The 15,091-nt window shown below is 66.8% G+C and carries 15 protein-coding genes; 9 read left to right on the forward strand and 6 right to left on the reverse strand.

The window, feature by feature from the left end; all coding sequences use genetic code 11:
* Positions 1-240: integrase core domain-containing protein (locus F624_RS0104260; protein WP_031254052.1), on the forward strand; the 240-nt coding region annotated here is incomplete at its 5' end.
* Positions 241-519: 279 nt separating this feature from the next.
* On the forward strand, positions 520-1,668 hold the full coding sequence (locus F624_RS0104265) for a Fic family protein (RefSeq protein WP_031254053.1): 1,149 nt from the start codon (positions 520-522) through the stop codon (positions 1,666-1,668).
* A 135-nt stretch (positions 1,669-1,803) separates the two neighbouring features.
* Here F624_RS0104265 and F624_RS0104270 read toward each other — a convergent pair whose 3' ends face one another.
* Positions 1,804-2,448: a helix-turn-helix domain-containing protein gene (locus F624_RS0104270; RefSeq protein WP_019573029.1), complete on the reverse strand. Its 645-nt coding sequence runs from the start codon at positions 2,446-2,448 to the stop codon at positions 1,804-1,806.
* A 175-nt stretch (positions 2,449-2,623) separates the two neighbouring features.
* On the opposite strand from F624_RS0104270, the gene F624_RS0104275 reads away from it, so the two are divergent.
* Together F624_RS0104275 and F624_RS0104280 are read left to right on the forward strand one after the other, a co-directional pair.
* Positions 2,624-3,802, forward strand: coding sequence for an NAD(P)/FAD-dependent oxidoreductase (locus F624_RS0104275; protein ID WP_031254054.1), 1,179 nt, complete (start codon positions 2,624-2,626; stop codon positions 3,800-3,802).
* 189 nt (positions 3,803-3,991) lie between these two features.
* Positions 3,992-4,522, forward strand: a complete 531-nt coding sequence (locus tag F624_RS0104280; protein ID WP_019573031.1) for a hypothetical protein — start codon at positions 3,992-3,994, stop codon at positions 4,520-4,522.
* A 67-nt stretch (positions 4,523-4,589) separates the two neighbouring features.
* Here F624_RS0104280 and F624_RS0104285 read toward each other — a convergent pair whose 3' ends face one another.
* From F624_RS0104285 to F624_RS0104295, 3 genes are all read right to left on the reverse strand, one after another.
* A complete protein-coding gene (locus tag F624_RS0104285; RefSeq protein ID WP_019573032.1) occupies positions 4,590-4,907 on the reverse strand; it encodes a hypothetical protein in 318 nt (105 codons plus the stop codon).
* Between the two features lie 57 nt (positions 4,908-4,964).
* Positions 4,965-5,315 carry a hypothetical protein gene (locus F624_RS0104290; RefSeq protein ID WP_019573033.1) on the reverse strand — a complete coding sequence of 117 codons (351 nt, stop codon included), beginning with the start codon at positions 5,313-5,315 and terminating at the stop codon, positions 4,965-4,967.
* Positions 5,316-5,401: 86 nt separating this feature from the next.
* Positions 5,402-6,367 (reverse strand): LysR family transcriptional regulator, encoded by a 966-nt coding sequence (locus F624_RS0104295; RefSeq protein ID WP_019573034.1) that lies wholly within the window; start codon positions 6,365-6,367, stop codon positions 5,402-5,404.
* 86 nt (positions 6,368-6,453) lie between these two features.
* Between F624_RS0104295 and F624_RS0104300 the strand changes: the two genes are divergently transcribed.
* The 4 genes from F624_RS0104300 (at position 6,454) to F624_RS0104315 (ending at position 11,363) form a co-directional block, all read left to right on the forward strand.
* Positions 6,454-7,479, forward strand: coding sequence for a sodium-dependent bicarbonate transport family permease (locus F624_RS0104300; protein WP_019573035.1), 1,026 nt, complete (start codon positions 6,454-6,456; stop codon positions 7,477-7,479).
* 113 nt (positions 7,480-7,592) lie between these two features.
* Positions 7,593-8,504 carry a polyphosphate kinase 2 gene (gene ppk2 / locus F624_RS0104305; RefSeq protein ID WP_031254055.1) on the forward strand — a complete coding sequence of 304 codons (912 nt, stop codon included), beginning with the start codon at positions 7,593-7,595 and terminating at the stop codon, positions 8,502-8,504.
* 50 nt (positions 8,505-8,554) lie between these two features.
* Positions 8,555-9,562, forward strand: coding sequence for a transporter (locus F624_RS0104310; RefSeq protein ID WP_019573037.1), 1,008 nt, complete (start codon positions 8,555-8,557; stop codon positions 9,560-9,562).
* Between the two features lie 109 nt (positions 9,563-9,671).
* Positions 9,672-11,363, forward strand: coding sequence for an acid phosphatase (locus F624_RS0104315; RefSeq protein WP_019573038.1), 1,692 nt, complete (start codon positions 9,672-9,674; stop codon positions 11,361-11,363).
* A 71-nt stretch (positions 11,364-11,434) separates the two neighbouring features.
* On the opposite strand, the gene F624_RS0104320 is transcribed toward F624_RS0104315, so the two are convergent.
* Entirely contained in the window at positions 11,435-12,412 is a 978-nt protein-coding gene (locus tag F624_RS0104320; protein ID WP_019573039.1) for a Bug family tripartite tricarboxylate transporter substrate binding protein, read from the reverse strand.
* Positions 12,413-12,594: 182 nt separating this feature from the next.
* Between F624_RS0104320 and F624_RS0104325 the strand changes: the two genes are divergently transcribed.
* Positions 12,595-13,635, forward strand: a complete 1,041-nt coding sequence (locus tag F624_RS0104325) for an ABC transporter substrate-binding protein (RefSeq protein ID WP_043425549.1) — start codon at positions 12,595-12,597, stop codon at positions 13,633-13,635.
* 22 nt (positions 13,636-13,657) lie between these two features.
* Here F624_RS0104325 and F624_RS0104330 read toward each other — a convergent pair whose 3' ends face one another.
* Positions 13,658-15,079, reverse strand: a complete 1,422-nt coding sequence (locus tag F624_RS0104330) for a sensor histidine kinase (RefSeq protein WP_019573041.1) — start codon at positions 15,077-15,079, stop codon at positions 13,658-13,660.
* Between the last annotated feature and the right edge of the window lie 12 nt (positions 15,080-15,091).

A 15,091-nucleotide genomic window follows, 5' to 3' on the forward strand; every position in this document is an offset into this window, starting at 1 on the left:
AAGGGCGACAGCTATGACAACGCCCTGGCCGAGACCATCAACGGTCTCTACAAGGCCGAGCTCATCCATCGCCGAGCGCCTTGGAAGACGAAGGAGGCTGTGGAGTTCGCGACGCTCGAATGGGTGTCCTGGTTCAACCACCATCGCCTGCTCGAACCCATCGGGTACATCCCGCCCGCAGAAGCCGAGGCAAACTACTATCGGCAACTCGCCAGTCAGTCCACCGCGGTGGCGGTCTGACTTAAACCAAACAGCCTCCTTGAAAACCGGGGCGATTCACCTTGGCCAGTTGCCGGCTCACGCTGGTGTAGGTAGGCGTGGCCCAGGCGGCTGTCGAAGTAAAGTAAGTCACCGCGCCTTTTGACCGCATCTGACGTTTCGGCAAGCCATCTGACCCAGGGATTGAGCTTGCGCAGTGTGAAGCGATGTGCCTTGAGCCAATGAAAGCTGGCTTTAATTGTTGCAAGTTAAATTAAAGAATACTTTAATAAGGCGGTACTCTACTCAAGGCTGCTTTCAATGAAACGCCTCACCGGGGCTTATTCGATTTCCACGACATTGGGCGAGTCAGTGCGCGCATTCGTGCCCCATGCCTTGCCACCGTCTGATCCAGGCCTGGCGCCCGAGGTATTTGCCGACCTCAACCGGCAAGTCGAGCTGGCGCTCGCACGTTTAGCGGGTGTGTCTGGCTTGGTGCCTTCGGTTGACTGGCTGTTGTACAGCGCCATCCGCAAGGAGGCACTTCTCACGTCGCAGATCGAGGGCACACAAGCCACGCTGACAGATCTGTTCGATGAAGAAGCGGGCTTCAAAGTCAACAATACCGACGACGTGGAGGAGGTGACCAACTACCTTCGTGCTTTTCGTTGGACTCAGGAGCAGCTCCGCGATCCCAAAGGGCTGCCCATCAGCGTGCGGCTGTTGTGCGAGGCACACCGTCGCCTGCTTGACGGTGCTCGCGGCGCAGGCAAGCAACCGGGCGAGCTGCGTCGGTCACAAAACTGGATCGGTGGCACACGGCCCGGTAATGCGATTTTCGTACCCTCTCCGCCGGAGCAGGTTCCCATGCTGTTGGCCGACATGGAAAGGTTCATTCATGACACCGCGACGGATTTGCCGCCGATGGTCAAGGCGGCTCTGATCCACGCGCAGTTTGAAACCATCCATCCATTTCTCGACGGCAACGGACGCATTGGCCGGCTGCTGATCGCCGCCCTGTTTGAGCACTGGGGGCTGTTGTCCGAGCCCTTGATGTACCTCAGTGGCTACCTCAAGCAGCACCAGGCTGAGTACTACCGTCGCTTGTCTGCCATCCGCACGGAGGGAGATTGGGAGTCTTGGATCCGGTTCTTTCTGGAAGGCGTGGCTATCTCTGCGGGCGATGCCGAAAAAAGCTTCATTGAAGTGGCCAGCCTCGTGGCCAGTGATCGCAGACGCTTGTTGCAATCCACCAAGGCCGGCCCGGCGAGCTATCGGCTGTTCGAAATGCTGCCGATGATGCCGCGCTTCACCATCGAACGCGTTCGCCAGCAACTTGACACCAGCTTCCCCACCGCAACGGCAGCGGTCAAGGTGCTGGAAGAGCTGGGCATCGTGATGGAAATGACTGGGCAGAAGAAAAACCGGATTTACAGCTATCAGGCCTACGTTGAACTGCTCTCGCGGTGATAGACACCCGTAAGCCCGTACGTGCTTCACGCCTGGTTTTCGCCGATCTTGCCCAGCCCAGGCACCAGACGACACAGAGCGTGCGCCCGAATGATCGAATGGACATCTGGCCGCGCAAGCCAGCCAGGCCCGCCCTCACTCCCCCCGCGCCTCTCTCATCAACCCACTCTCATCCGTCACCACCCCGATCACCTTGGCCAGTTGTCGGCTCACGCTGACGTAGGCGTGCCCAAGTCGGCTGTCAAAGTACAGCGAGTCGCCGCGGCTCAGGGGCAGGCATTGGCCGTCTTCAAAGTGCACTTCGATGGCGCCTGAGAGCACGTACACAAACTCTTCGCCGGGGTGGCGGGCAAAGTCTTGTGGGCCGGTGATGCGGCGGGCGTGCACGGTGCCCAGGGTGGGGATCATCTTTTTGCCCACGGCCTGGGTGCCCAGAAACTCGTAGGCAAAGGCGGGGCCCTGGTAGACCACGCCCTGGCCGGCGCGGGTGAGCACGGGGCCTTGTTGCAGGGGGCTGGGGGCTGGCTGCTGGGGGGCTGTGGCGTCGTCGGCCTTGGCAAACATCGAGCCCATGTCCATCTGCAAGGCCTGGCCCAGGGCGGCAAAGTTGTCGTAGCCCAGGGCCAGTTGGCCGCGCTCGGCGCGGGAGATGGTGGTGATCGACACGCCCGATCGCTCTGCCACCTGGGCCAGCGTCCAGCCCTTTTGCTTGCGCGCCTGGCGCAGGCGTTGGCCAAAGGTGTCCCGGTCCAGGGCGTTTTGTTGCGAGGGGGCGGGCATGGTGGGGTGGGTGGGGCAGGGGATGTGGGGCAGGGCTTGTGCGGTGATTTTGCCAGTGGCAGGCCGCTTGCGTGGGGTTTACGCGGGTTGGGCGCGGGGTGGGCGGGTGGCCGCGTGCCTGACTTTTTTGCTTGAAAATTTGCGTATATGCAAATTTTTGCCTAGACTGGGCGCCATGACATCACCCACTTCTTCATCGTCTTCAAGCCCTTCCTCCCCTGTGCAGGCCGATTTTCTGGTGCTGGGGGCCGGTATTGCGGGCGCCTCGGTGGCGCATTGGCTGGCGCCGCATGGCAAGGTGATCGTGCTGGAGCGCGAAGACCAGCCCGGCTACCACTCCACCGGTCGCTCGGCGGCCCTGTTCATGGAGAGCTATGGCACGCCGCAGGTGCGGGCGCTCACCTTGGCCAGCCGGGCGTTTTTTGAGCAGCCGCCGGCCGCGTTTGGCGAGCACCCCTTGCTGAGCCCGCGCGGCGTGCTGTTTGTGGCGGCCCCGGGCCAAGAGGCCGAGTTGGCGGCGCATTGGGCGGTGCTGCAGGCCATGGCGCCCAATGCGCGCCAGCTCAGCCCCGAGCAGGCCTGCGCCATGGTGCCCGCGCTGCGGCCCGATCAGGTGGTGGGCGCGGTGTACGAGCCCGATGCCGCCGACATGGATGTGCATGCCATTCACCAGGGCTACCTGCGCAGCATGCGGCAGGCGGGCGGCCAACTGGTGTGTAACGCCGAGGTGGATCAGTTGCAGCGTGTGGGTTCGGCCTGGCAGGTGCGCGCCAGTGGCGTGGTCTATCAGGCACCGGTGGTGCTCAATGCCGCGGGCGCCTGGGCCGATGTGCTGGGCGCCCTGGCAGGGGCGCAGCCCCTGGGGCTGGAGCCGCGCCGGCGTTCGGCCTTCACCTTTGCGCCGCCCGCAGGCCTGAGCGTGGCGGCCTGGCCGGCGGTGATCGGTGCTGGTGAAGACTGGTACATCAAGCCCGATGCGGGCATGTTGCTGGGTTCGCCGGCCAATGCCGACCCGGTGCCGCCGCAGGATGTGCAGCCCGAAGAGATGGACATCGCCCTGGCCCTGTACCGCATTGAAGAGGCCACCACGCTGAGCATCCGCCGCCCGGCGCGCACCTGGGCCGGCCTGCGCTCGTTTGTGGCCGATGGCGATCTGGTGGGCGGCTTTGATGCGCAGCTGCCGGGGTTTTTCTGGGTGGCGGCGCAGGGGGGCTATGGCATTCAAACCTCGGCCGCCATGGGCGAGGCCTGTGCGGCGCTGGCGCGGGGCCTGCCGCTGCCCGATCGGCTGGCTGGCTTTGGCTTGACGGCGGCCATGCTGTCGCCGGCGCGTTTGCGCCAGGCCGGGGCCTGAGGGGGCCTGATGGGGCTGTTGGGCTCCAAATTAGGGGCCCGGCAATGTGCAACAAGTCCGGCCTGGGCTGTTCGTCGATGGCTCTGTGCGGGGTATTTGTGATGAAATGCCCCCCAGTTACAAATAATCGATGTGCCGGGCGGGGCCCTTGTTGAAAAGGGGCCAAGCCCAGGCCGCAGAGGGGTTCACATGAAGTTTCTGATGGCTGTGGTGTGTGCGTCGGCACTGTTGGCGGCCGGTGGCGTGCAGGCGCGGGGCGAGTCGGGCCAGGTGCGCCTGTGCCGCGATGCCAATACGCCGGTTGGGCCCGATGCGCGCGGCACGCTGGTGCTCGATGGCGTGATTCGCTTCACCACGGCCCGCACCCTCAAGGAAGAGCGTGAAAAACGCGACGAGATGCAGGTGGTGACCGAGATCATCGACCCCATCCGCCCAGGCCCCCAATGCTGGGTGCAAGACGCCTGGGTGGCCGAAAACCTGTCGAATGAGCCCCTGCCCAAGGCCGGCATGACCTGGCGCGCCTACGCCTTTGTGGATTACGACCGCCTGGTGGATGTGCCGCCCAAGGTGATCGGCAACCTGGGCCGCGTCACCCGCGTGGGCTTCACGCCCAACCGGGGTTGGGACAACGGCCGGGTGGCGTTCACGGTCACGGCGCTGGAAGATTTCAAGGTCATGCCCCGGGTCACCATGGCCCCGGTGGCGGTCGGCAAGCCCTGAGCGGGGTGATGGGCTGATGGCTTGATGAGGTGAGGGGCTGGCCCGGCTCGCGGGCTCAGCCAGGGCCTCACGCTGCGGGGATTCGCAGCAGGTCTTCGTCGCTTTCGTCGCCGCTCTTGATCCAGTACAGCACGCAGCGGTGCAGCACCTCGCCCTGCAGCCACGAGGGCAGGGGGTTCCAGTCGCCATTCGGGTCGTGCTTGGCAGGGTCCCAGGGGGCGTCCTGGTAGCCGTCATTGAGGGCGTAGTGCACCAGCTCGGGGCTGGCTTTCTCGGTGATCAGGCGGTGCAGGCCGTCGTAGGCGGCACCCACCTCACCCACTGGGTCGTACAGCAAGGTGTTGGGCATCTTGAGCATCTCATCGGTCGTCAGCGGCTGGGTCATGGGTGGGTTCCTTGCGGGTTCGGTCGGGGCGGGCTGGGCCGGCCCAGCCCGGGGTGTTCAGCCCAGTTCGTAGATCTGGGTGAGCTTCTGGGCCAGCTCTTGCACGCGGGCGGCCACCGGGCCTTCGCCCTCCAGCCCGTCGCGTTCAAGCCGGCAGTGCTCGATCATCTGCAGCTTCAGGTAGGCGTCACCCATCACGGCTTCGCTGCGCCCGCCCGGAAAGGTCAGGTTCAGCAGGCCGTGGCCTTGGCGGTGAGGGTCGTCCAGCGGGGTCACGACCACGCCGCTCAGCACATGGATGGCCATTTCGCGTTCTTGGGCCGGCTTGAACTGCAGCAATTGCTTGAGCGCGTAAACCATGCGCTGGCTGCGGGTGTCGGTCGGATCGGGAATGTGTTTCAAGGTCATCAGAGGTACAGGCGGTTAAAGATGTTAATTGAACGGCTATCGGTCTCAAATTACCAGCCTTGCGTGACACCCGCCAGCCCAAAGCGTCAAGAAGGCGACGAAATCTCGCTTTCGGTTCCACCGCCCAGCCAGGCACCGGCCTGCGATGCCAATTGCGCCGCAGCCTGGGCGGCCTGGGCCCCCAGGTAGCTGTGGAATGCCGCCGCCAGCGGTGACAGCCGCTTGCCCTTCAGGTACACCATGTACCAGTGCGCGTGCATGGGGAAGCCCTTCACGTCGAGCACGGTCAGGGCCTCGTCCACCCGGTGCTCACCCAGCGCGTGCTCCGACACCAGGGCCAGGCCCAGCCCGCCGGCCACCGCCTGCATGATGGCCTCGTTGCTGCCCAGCTCCAGCCGCACCTGGGGCTGAAAGCCCAGCTGGCTCAGGTGGGCGTCGCCCGCCAGCCGGGTGCCCGAGCCGCGCTCGCGCAAGATGAAGCGCTCGTTCGCCAGCTCGCTCAGCTCAATGTTCTTGACCCCTGCCAGCCGGTGCGCGGCCGGGGCAATCACCACCAGCGGGTTGGGCATGAACACCTGCTGCTCGATGTCCAAGTCGGTGGGCGGCATCGACATAATGCACAGGTCGTCCAGGTTGTCGCGCAGGCGTTGCAGCACGCCGTCGCGGTTCAGCACCTGCAGGGCAATGTCGATGTCGGGGTGGCGCTGGCAGAAGGCGCCCAGCATGCGCGGCACAAAGTACTTGGCGGTGCTCACCACCGACACGCGCAGGCGCCCGCGCTGCAGGCCTTTCATGGCGTCGATGCGCTGGGTCAGGCCGCTCCACTCGTCCACCATGTTGCGCGCGCTGCGGGCCAGCTCTTCGCCGGCCTGGGTCAGAAACAGGCGTTTGCCCGCCTGCTCGTACAAGGGCAGGCCCAGGGTTTCGCTGAGCTCCTTGAGCTGCATCGACACCGTGGGCTGGGTCACATGGCAGGCCCGGGCGGCGGCGCTGATGCTGCCCTGATCGGCCAGGGCCAGAAACAATTGAAGCTGCCTGAAGCTCACATGCATAGAGTTTTCTCGATGGTTTATGGACTTAAAACTGATTTTACTTAATGGGTTGGGCTTCCTAACATCGGCGCATTGAGGAGTCATTCATGCAAAACCTGTTGGATCCAGCCATTCTGTTTTTTGTCTTCGGGGTGTTGGCCGGCCTGGTGCGCTCCAACCTGGAGATCCCGGCCGCGGTGTCGCGCTTTCTGTCGCTCTACCTGCTGATGGCGCTGGGCCTGAAGGGCGGCTTTGCGCTGGCCCACTCGGGCTTCAGTGCGGAGGTGCTGCACAGCCTGTTCTGCGCGGTGCTGCTGGCGCTGGCCGTGCCGGCCCTGGGCTACCTGGTGCTGCGCCGCTTTCTGAAGCCCTTTGATGCCCTGGCCGTGGCCAGCACCTATGGCTCGGTCAGCGCCGTCACCTTCATCACCGCGGTGGCCTACCTGGAGCGCAACGGCCTGCCCTACGGCGGCCACATGGCCGCCGCCATGGCCTTGATGGAGTCGCCGGCCATCGTGCTGGCCGTGCTGATGGCCAACCACGTGCGCCAGGGCCAGGCGGCCGGCTCGGTGCAGTTCAACGGCGGCGGCACCGCCAGCCTCAGCGCCGGGGGCTGGGGCGGCCAGGGCAGGGCACCGGGCAACCGCATTGGCCACCTGCTGCACGAGTCGTTCACCGATGGCGCCCAGCTGCTGCTGCTCGGGGCCATGGCGGTGGGCCTGGTGTCGGGCGATGCCGGCAAGGCCGCCATGCAGCCTTTCTCGGGCGACCTGTTCAAGGGCATGCTGGCCTTCTTCATGCTCGACATGGGCCTGAACGCGGCGCGCCAGTTGCCCCAGCTGCGCGGGCAATCGCCCTGGGTGCTGCTGTATGCCGTGCTGGGGCCGTTCACGCACGCCTTCATGGGCCTGGGCCTGGCCTGCCTGGCCGGTTTGCCGGCCGGTGATGCAGGCCTGCTGATGGTGCTGGCGGGCAGCGCCTCGTACATCGCCGTGCCGGCCGTGCTGCGCTATGCCGTGCCCGAGGCCAACCAGGCGCTGTACTTTGGCCTGTCGCTGGGTTTGACCTTTCCGCTCAACGTGCTGCTGGGGGTGCCGTTCTACATGCAGGTGGCGCACGCGGTGCTGGGCTGAGGTGTTTGGGCGCTTTGTCATGAAGCGGACACATGGCGTGGGTACGTTATCGGGGCTTTTGTTTTCTGCCGGCGTACCCATTCCCCCTTGTTGCTTCATAAGGCCCCGCTTTGATCTCTGACGACGACCTCATCCGCCGCATCCACCAGGAAGCCCACGACAGCTACGACGAGGAGCTTGAGCTGGAGCTGGAAGACCGCGACATCGACCAGTACACCGGCGGCGCCGAGTCGGTGCAGACCAGCGAGTACCGCGAACTGCGCCGGCTGTATTTCCGTGAGCTGTTCCGCCTGCAGGCCGAGTTGGTCAAGCTGCAAGACTGGGTGGTGGCCACGGGCCACAAGGTGGTGATCGTGTTCGAGGGGCGCGATGCCGCCGGCAAGGGCGGCGTGATCAAGCGCATCACCCAGCGCCTGAACCCACGCGTGTGCCGTGTGGCGGCCCTGCCGGCCCCCAACGACCGTGAGCGCACCCAGTGGTACTTTCAGCGCTATGCCGCCCACCTGCCGGCCGCCGGCGAGATGGTCTTGTTTGACCGCAGCTGGTACAACCGCGCCGGCGTCGAGCGCGTGATGGGCTTTTGCAACGACGACCAGTACGAAGAGTTCTTCCGCTCGGCGCCCGAGTTCGAACGCATGCTGGTGCGTTCGGGCATCCAGCTGATCAAGTACTGGTTCTCGATCTCGGACGACGAGCAGCGCCTGCGCTTTCTGGGCCGCATCCACGACCCGCTCAAGCAATGGAAGCTCAGCCCCATGGACCTGGAGTCGCGCCGCCGCTGGGAGGACTACACCAAGGCCAAAGAGATCATGCTCGAGCGCACCCACATCACCGAGGCACCCTGGTGGATCGTGCAGGCCGACGACAAGAAGAAGGCCCGCCTCAACTGCATCAACCACCTGCTGAGTCAGATGCCGTATCAAGAGGTGCCACACCCCGCCATCGAACTGCCGCAGCGCCAGCGCCATGAGGACTACCTGCGCAACCCCGTGCCTGAAGACATGATCGTCCCTCAGGTGTATTGAGCCATGGCACCGGATCTGCGGGCCCAGGCCCCCGACCGGATGGGGCGCCCATGAAGCCCCCCCACAGTGCCTCACGCAACGGCCTGATCTGCGGCTACCGCTTCGAGGCCGGTGCCCGCGGTCAGGAGCTGGGCCTGGACGAGACGCTGGAGTGGCTGGCCCGGCCCGGCCCGCGTGCGCCGGGCGAGTTCGTGTGGCTGCATTTCAAGCTCAGCGACGCCGCGGCCGAGACCTGGATCCGCAATCACCTGCCGGTGGTGCCCGAGTTCTTCGAGGCACTGCACGAGGGCTCGCGCTCCACCCGCATCGAAGACGCCGACGACACCCTGGTGGCGGTGGTCAACGATGTGTCGTATGAGTTTTCTTTCGACCCCTCCGACATCGAGACCCTGTGGGTGCATGTGGGGCCGCACCTGGCGGTGACGGCGCGCCTGCACCCGCTGCGCACCATCGATGTGCTGCGCCAGTCGGTGCGCGACGGGCATGTGTTCGGCTCGTCGGTGGCGTTTTTGAACCGTCTCATGCACGACCAGGGCGATGTGCTGCTGCGCATCGTGCGCCAAGCCACCCTGCAGGTGGACCATGTCGAAGACCAGCTGTTGCTGGGCCGGCTGCAACGCAAGCGGGCCGAGCTGGGGCAGCTGCGCCGCGTGCTGGTGCGGCTGCAGCGCCTGCTGGCGCCCGAGCCAGGGGCCTTGTTCCGCCTGCTGCGCCGCCCGCCGCCCTGGATCACCCCCGAAGACCTGGAGGAGCTGCGCCAGGCCACCGAAGAGTTCTCGCTGGTGATCCGCGACGCGGCCGAGCTGCAAGAGCGCATCCGCCTGCTGCAGGAAGAGATCGAGGCCCAGGTGGGCGAGCAGACCAACCGCAGCGTGTTCACCCTGACCATGGTCACCGTGCTGGCCCTGCCCATCAACCTGGTGGCGGGCTTGCTGGGCATGAACGTGGGGGGCATTCCGCTGGCCGACCACCCCCACGGCTTTGCGGTGATCGTGGGCATTGTGATCACCTTCACCGTGCTGGCCGGGGCCTGGGCGATCCGGCGGCGCGACGACTGAGCGAGGGCTTAGCGCGGGCTGGGCAGGGGCCTGCAAGCCCCTGGGCGCTTGCGTCAAAATGTCGGCCGGCCCGCCGTCCGGTGGCGGGCACCGTCATCAGGGGATCTTCATGAGCCAAGCACCCGATCAGCCACAGGGCCACGGCGCCCGTGCGCCCGAGTCCGATTCACCCAGCAGCCCCTCGCGGCGGCGCCTGTTGCAGGCCGGGGCTGGTGCCGCGGCCGCAGGCGGCCTGGCCGCCAGCCAGGCGCAAAGCCCCAGCCCGCCTGCCGGCGCCAAGCCGGCCCCGGCCCGTTCGCTGCAGCAGCAGTTGCAGCGCCACATCCAGCATGTGGTGGTCATCTACCTGGAAAACCGCAGCTTCAACAACCTGTTTGCCGATTTCCCCGGCACGCTGGAGCCCTTGTCCAGCCTGCCGCCCGAGCGCTTTGTGCAGCGCGACCGCAATGGCCAGCCCCTGTCCAGCCTGCCCAAGGTGTGGGGCGGCATGGTGCCGCGCAGCCAGAGCCTGGGCGGCAAGACCTACATGATCGATGAGAGCAAGATCAGCGGCCTGCCCAACGCCCCCTATGTGCTCAAGGATGCCGAGGGCCAGCCCCTGCCCGAGTCGGTGATCACGCGCGACCTGTGCCACCTTTTCTACCAGAACCAGATGCAGATCCATGGTGGCAAGAACGACGAGTTCGTGGCCTGGTCTGATGCGGGCGGGCTGGTGATGGGCTACTACGGCGCCTCACGCCAGCAGCTCGGCCTGTGGAAGCTGGCCCAGCAGTACACCTTGTGCGACCGCTTCTTCATGGCGGCCTTTGGCGGCTCGTACCTGAACCACCAGTTTCTGGTGTCGGGGCGCACGCCCGAATATTTCAACGTCGCCAACACCGCGGCGCGCAGCCGCATCGCCGTGACCGAAGACGGCCCCACCGGCACCCGCCTGGCGCTGGCGCCCGACAGCCCGGCCTCGGCCCTGGACGGCAAGCCCAAGTACGTGAACGACGGCGCCATCACCCCCGACGGCTACGCCGTCAACACCATGGCGCCGCCGTTCCAGCCCAGCTATATCAAGCCGGCCCCGGGGGGTGACCCAGCCCTGGCCGACCCCGCTGACGCCCGCACCCTGCCGCCCCAGACCTACGACACCATTGGCGACCTGCTGTCGCGCAAGGGCGTGAGCTGGGCCTGGTATGGCGGCGCCTGGCAGGCTGCACTGGACCACAAGGGCGGGGGCGAGCGGCCCAACTTCCAGTACCACCACCAGCCCTTCAACTACTTCAAGCAGTTCGGCCCGGGCACGGCAGAGCGCGCGCTGCACCTGCGCGATGGCGGCTCTGGCGACAGCCCCATCTCCAACCGCTTTCTGGCCGATGTGGTGGCCGGGCGGCTGCCCGCGGTCACCTTCTACAAGCCGCAAGGCAATCTGAACCTGCACGCAGGCTATTCGGATGTGGAGTCGGGCGACCAGCACGTGGCCAATGTGATTGAGCACCTGAAGAAGAGCCCGCAGTGGCCCCACATGCTGGTGGTGGTCACCTTTGACGAAAACGGCGGCTGGTGGGACCCGGTGGCCCCGCCCCCCGGCGACCGCTGGGGCCCGGGCTCGCGCGTGCCGGCGCTGCTGGTGTCGCCGCACGTCAAGAAGGGCCATGTGGACCACACTTTCTACGACACCACCTCGATCCTGCGCTTCATCACCCGCCTGCACGGGCTGCCGCAACTCGAGGGCCTGGCGGCGCGCGATGCGGCCTTCCGCGCCCGCGGCGAGCGCCCGCCGGGCGACTTGAGCGCGGCCTTCAGCTTTGCCTGAAACGACACGGCCCGCCAAGGCGGGCCGTTGTGAGGCTGGGGGATCCAGCAGACCGGATCAACCGGCGTGGATCATTCGGGTTCGATCTTCGCGTCGCGCACCACCTTGGCCCAGCGCGGGGCCTCGGCCTTGATCAGGGCGGCAAAGGCTTCGGGTGTGCCGCCGCCCACGTCGTTGCCCTGGCTGGTGATCTTCTGTTTCAGGTCGGGGTCTTGCAGGGCCTTGTTGCCCACGGCGTTGAGCATCTTCACCAGGTCGGCGGGCATGCCCTTGGGGCCCACCAGGCCTTGCCAGTTGAGCACCTCGACGGCCGGGAAGCCTTGTTCGGTCATGGTCGGCAGTTCGGGCAGCAGCGTGGAGCGGGTCTTGCTGGTGATGCCCAGGGCGCGCATCTTGCCGGCCTTGATCGAGGGCATGGCGGCGTACATCTGCTCGAACATGAAATCGACCTGGCCGCCCATGAGGTCGGTGGCGGCGGCCGAGCCGCTCTTGTAGGGCGCGTGGATCATGTCCACCCCCACGGCGTGCTCGAACAGCGAGCCGCTCAGGTGGTGTGAGCCACCGATGCCGCCCGAGGCGTAGATGATCTTGCCCGGGCTGGCCTTGGCGGCCGCCACCAGGTCTTTCAGGGTCTTGTAGGGCGAATCGTTGCGCACCATCAGGATCAGCGGGCCCTTCTCGATCAGCATGATGGGCGTGATGTCGTTGAAGGGGTCGAAATTGAGTTTCTTGAACAGCGCGTGGTTCACCGACGGCGGGGCCAGGTTGCCCATGCCGAGGGTGTAGCCATCGGGCTTGCCGCGGGCGATGGCTTCGGTGCCGATGTTGCCGCCAGCGCCGGCCTTGTTGTCAATGATGATGGGCTGGCCCAGCAGGGCGCTCATGGCCTTGGCCACCTGGCGCGAGCGGATGTCGGCGTTGCCGCCTGCAGCGTAGGGGCAGATCCAGGTGATGGCTTTGCTGGGGTATTTGTCCTCGGCCAGGGCCAAGTCGGCCAGGCCGGGCAGGCTGGCGGCGCCAGCGAGTTGCAGCAGGGTGCGGCGTTTCATGCTTGTCTTCCTTTGTTTGTCTCGTTGTTCGAGCCCCTGACAGGGTCGGGGCACCAGAGTGGCCTGACTCTAGCGTGCCCAGGCTTTCAGTCTGCTTTCAGTGGGGGCAGGGTTTGCACCATATGCGCCACAATCCCTGCTTTCACCGGGGCACGAAGACCCCCGTCAAGGAGACCTGCTCGATGAACCTGTTGCGTTGCTGGCTGTGCGTGCTGCTCGGATGCGCCTGGCTGGCGCCTGCGCTGACACCGGCCGTGGCAGCCGAGCGCTCGGCTGAGCGAGTGGCGCTGATCGTGGCGGGGCTGGACAAGCAGATTTACCTGCCGGTGCGCCTGGCCGCCCACCTGGGCTATTTTCGGGAGCAGGGGCTGGAGGTCGACTTGCTGACCGAGCCCTCGGGCGCCAATGCCGAAGACGTGCTGCTGGTGGGCGGCGCCCAGGGCGTGGTCGGGGCCTACCACCACACGCTGGACCTGCAGTCGCGCGGCAAGGCGGTGCAGTCGGTGATCCTTTTCACGCTGTCGCCGGGCGAGGTCGAGCTGGTGGCCACCCGGCATGCCGGCGTGATCAACAGCCCGGCCGACTGGAAGGGGCGACGCCTGGGCGTGACCGGCCTGAGTTCGGCCACCCACGTGCTCACCCATGCCCTGGCGCAGCGCCATGGCCTCAAGCCTCAGGACTACACCGTGCTGCCGGTGGGCAGCGGCACAGCCTTTGCGGCAGCCTTGCGCCAGGGCCGCATCGACGCCGGCATGAGCACCGAGCCCGTGGCCAGCAGCCTGATCCAGAGCGGCGAGGCCCGCCTGCTGGTAGACCTGCGCAGCCCCGAGGCGGCCCAGAAGGCCCTGGGCCAGAGCTACCCTTTTGCCTCGCTGTACATGCAGACGGCCTGGGTGAGCAGCCACCCCGGCGAGGTGCAGCGCCTGGTGACGGCGCTGGTGCGGGCGCTGCGTTTCATCCAGCAGCGCAGCCCGGCCGAAGTGGCTGCGGCACTGGGCCTGGCGGGAGACGATGCCGCGACCTACACCAAAGCCTTGAGCGAAAGTCGGGCCATGTTCTCGGCCGATGGGCTGATGCCCGAGGGCGGGCCGCAGCAGGTGCTGCGCCTGGCCGCACAGGTCAACCGCGCCCAGCGCGAGCGGCGGCTGGACCTGGGGCGCACCTTCACCAACACCTTTGTTCAGCAGGCCAACATCAGCCTGGGCCCGCTGGCCGCACCCTGACCTCAGGTGGGGGCCCGGCTCTCTAGGTGGTGCAGGCCGGGAATGCCACCGTGACGCACAGGCCCTGGCCCTGGGGGCCATCGCCCAGCTGGACGCTGGCGCCGTGGGCCTGGGCGATTTCACGCACGATGGCCAGGCCCAGGCCGCAGCCATCGGATTGCTGGTTGTCCAGCCTGAAGAAGCGCTCGAACACGCGCTCGCGCAGTGCGGGCGGGATGCCTGGGCCGTTGTCTTCCACCTCCAGCAGCACCTGCCCCGCGGTGCGGCGCAGGCGCAGGGTGACGGCGCCGCCCGGCGGGGTGTAGCGCAGCGCGTTGTCGATCAGGTTGGCGCACAACTCGTGCAGCAGGCGGGCCGAGCCCGCCACCTCAAAGCTGTCGTCCTTGCGCCCATCACGGCCCTGCGCCTCGAAGCCGAGGTCGATCTCGCGCTGGGCGGCCAGCAGGGCCAGGTGCTCCAGCACCTCGCGCGCGGTCTGGCCCAGGTCGAGTGGGCCCATATCGTCTGGGTGGCCCCGGCTGGCCTCGGCCGCCGAAAAGCTCAGCAGCTGCTGCACCAGGCGGGTGCCGTGCTGCAGCGTGGTCTGGGCGGCGCGCAGGGCCTCCTGGCGGGCGGGCTCGTCGCTTTGCCTCAGCGCAAACACCAACTGGGTGTTCAGCACCGTCAGGGGCGTGCGCAGCTGGTGGGCGGCATCGGCAATGAAGCGGCTGTGGGCCGACATGTGGTGGTCCAGCCGGGCCGCGTAGTCGGTCATGGCGTCGGCCAGCGGGGCCAGCTCGGTGGGCAGGTGGCGCGAGGGCAGGGGCTCCAGCGTGCCCGGCTGGCGCGCCAGTACCTGGTCGCGCAAGCCGGTCACCGGCCGCAAGCCCCGGCGCAGCCCCAGCCCCAGCAGCAGCGCCACGCCGCTCAGCAGGCCCAACTGGCGCCACAGCGCGCTGCGCCAGATCTCACCGGCCAGGGCATCGCGCCCCACCAGGGTCTGGGCCACCTCGATCAGCAGCGTGGTCTGGGTGGGCGCGCTGAGCACCGGCTGGCTGAAGGCCACGGCATGCACGGCCTGCTGGTTCTGCCAGGTGTCGAAGTACACGGCTTCGTCGGGCGCGGGGGGCTGGGGCGGTGGCGGCAGCTCGGGGTAGCCCAGCAGCAGCTCGCCACCGGCGCGGGTGATGCGGTAGTAGACGCGGTCGGCGTAGGGCGAGGCAAACAGTTCCAGCGCGGCGGGTGGCAGCACCACATTGGGCAGGCCGTCCTGGATCTCGATCTGCTGCCCGATCATGCGGGCGGCGCCCAGCAGCATGCGCTGCTGCACCAGGGTGGCGGTGTGGCGCGCATCGCGGTAGGTGATCCACAGGTCCAGCGCCGCCAGCAGGGCCAGAGGCAGCAGCAGCCAACCCATCAGCTGGCGCAGCAGGCTGGTGCGGTGGGGTGGTTCAGTGGAGGCCATGGGAACAGTCTG

Origin of the sequence: Curvibacter lanceolatus ATCC 14669 (assembly GCF_000381265.1) — a bacterium.
GTDB classification, from domain to species: domain Bacteria; phylum Pseudomonadota; class Gammaproteobacteria; order Burkholderiales; family Burkholderiaceae_C; genus Curvibacter; species Curvibacter lanceolatus.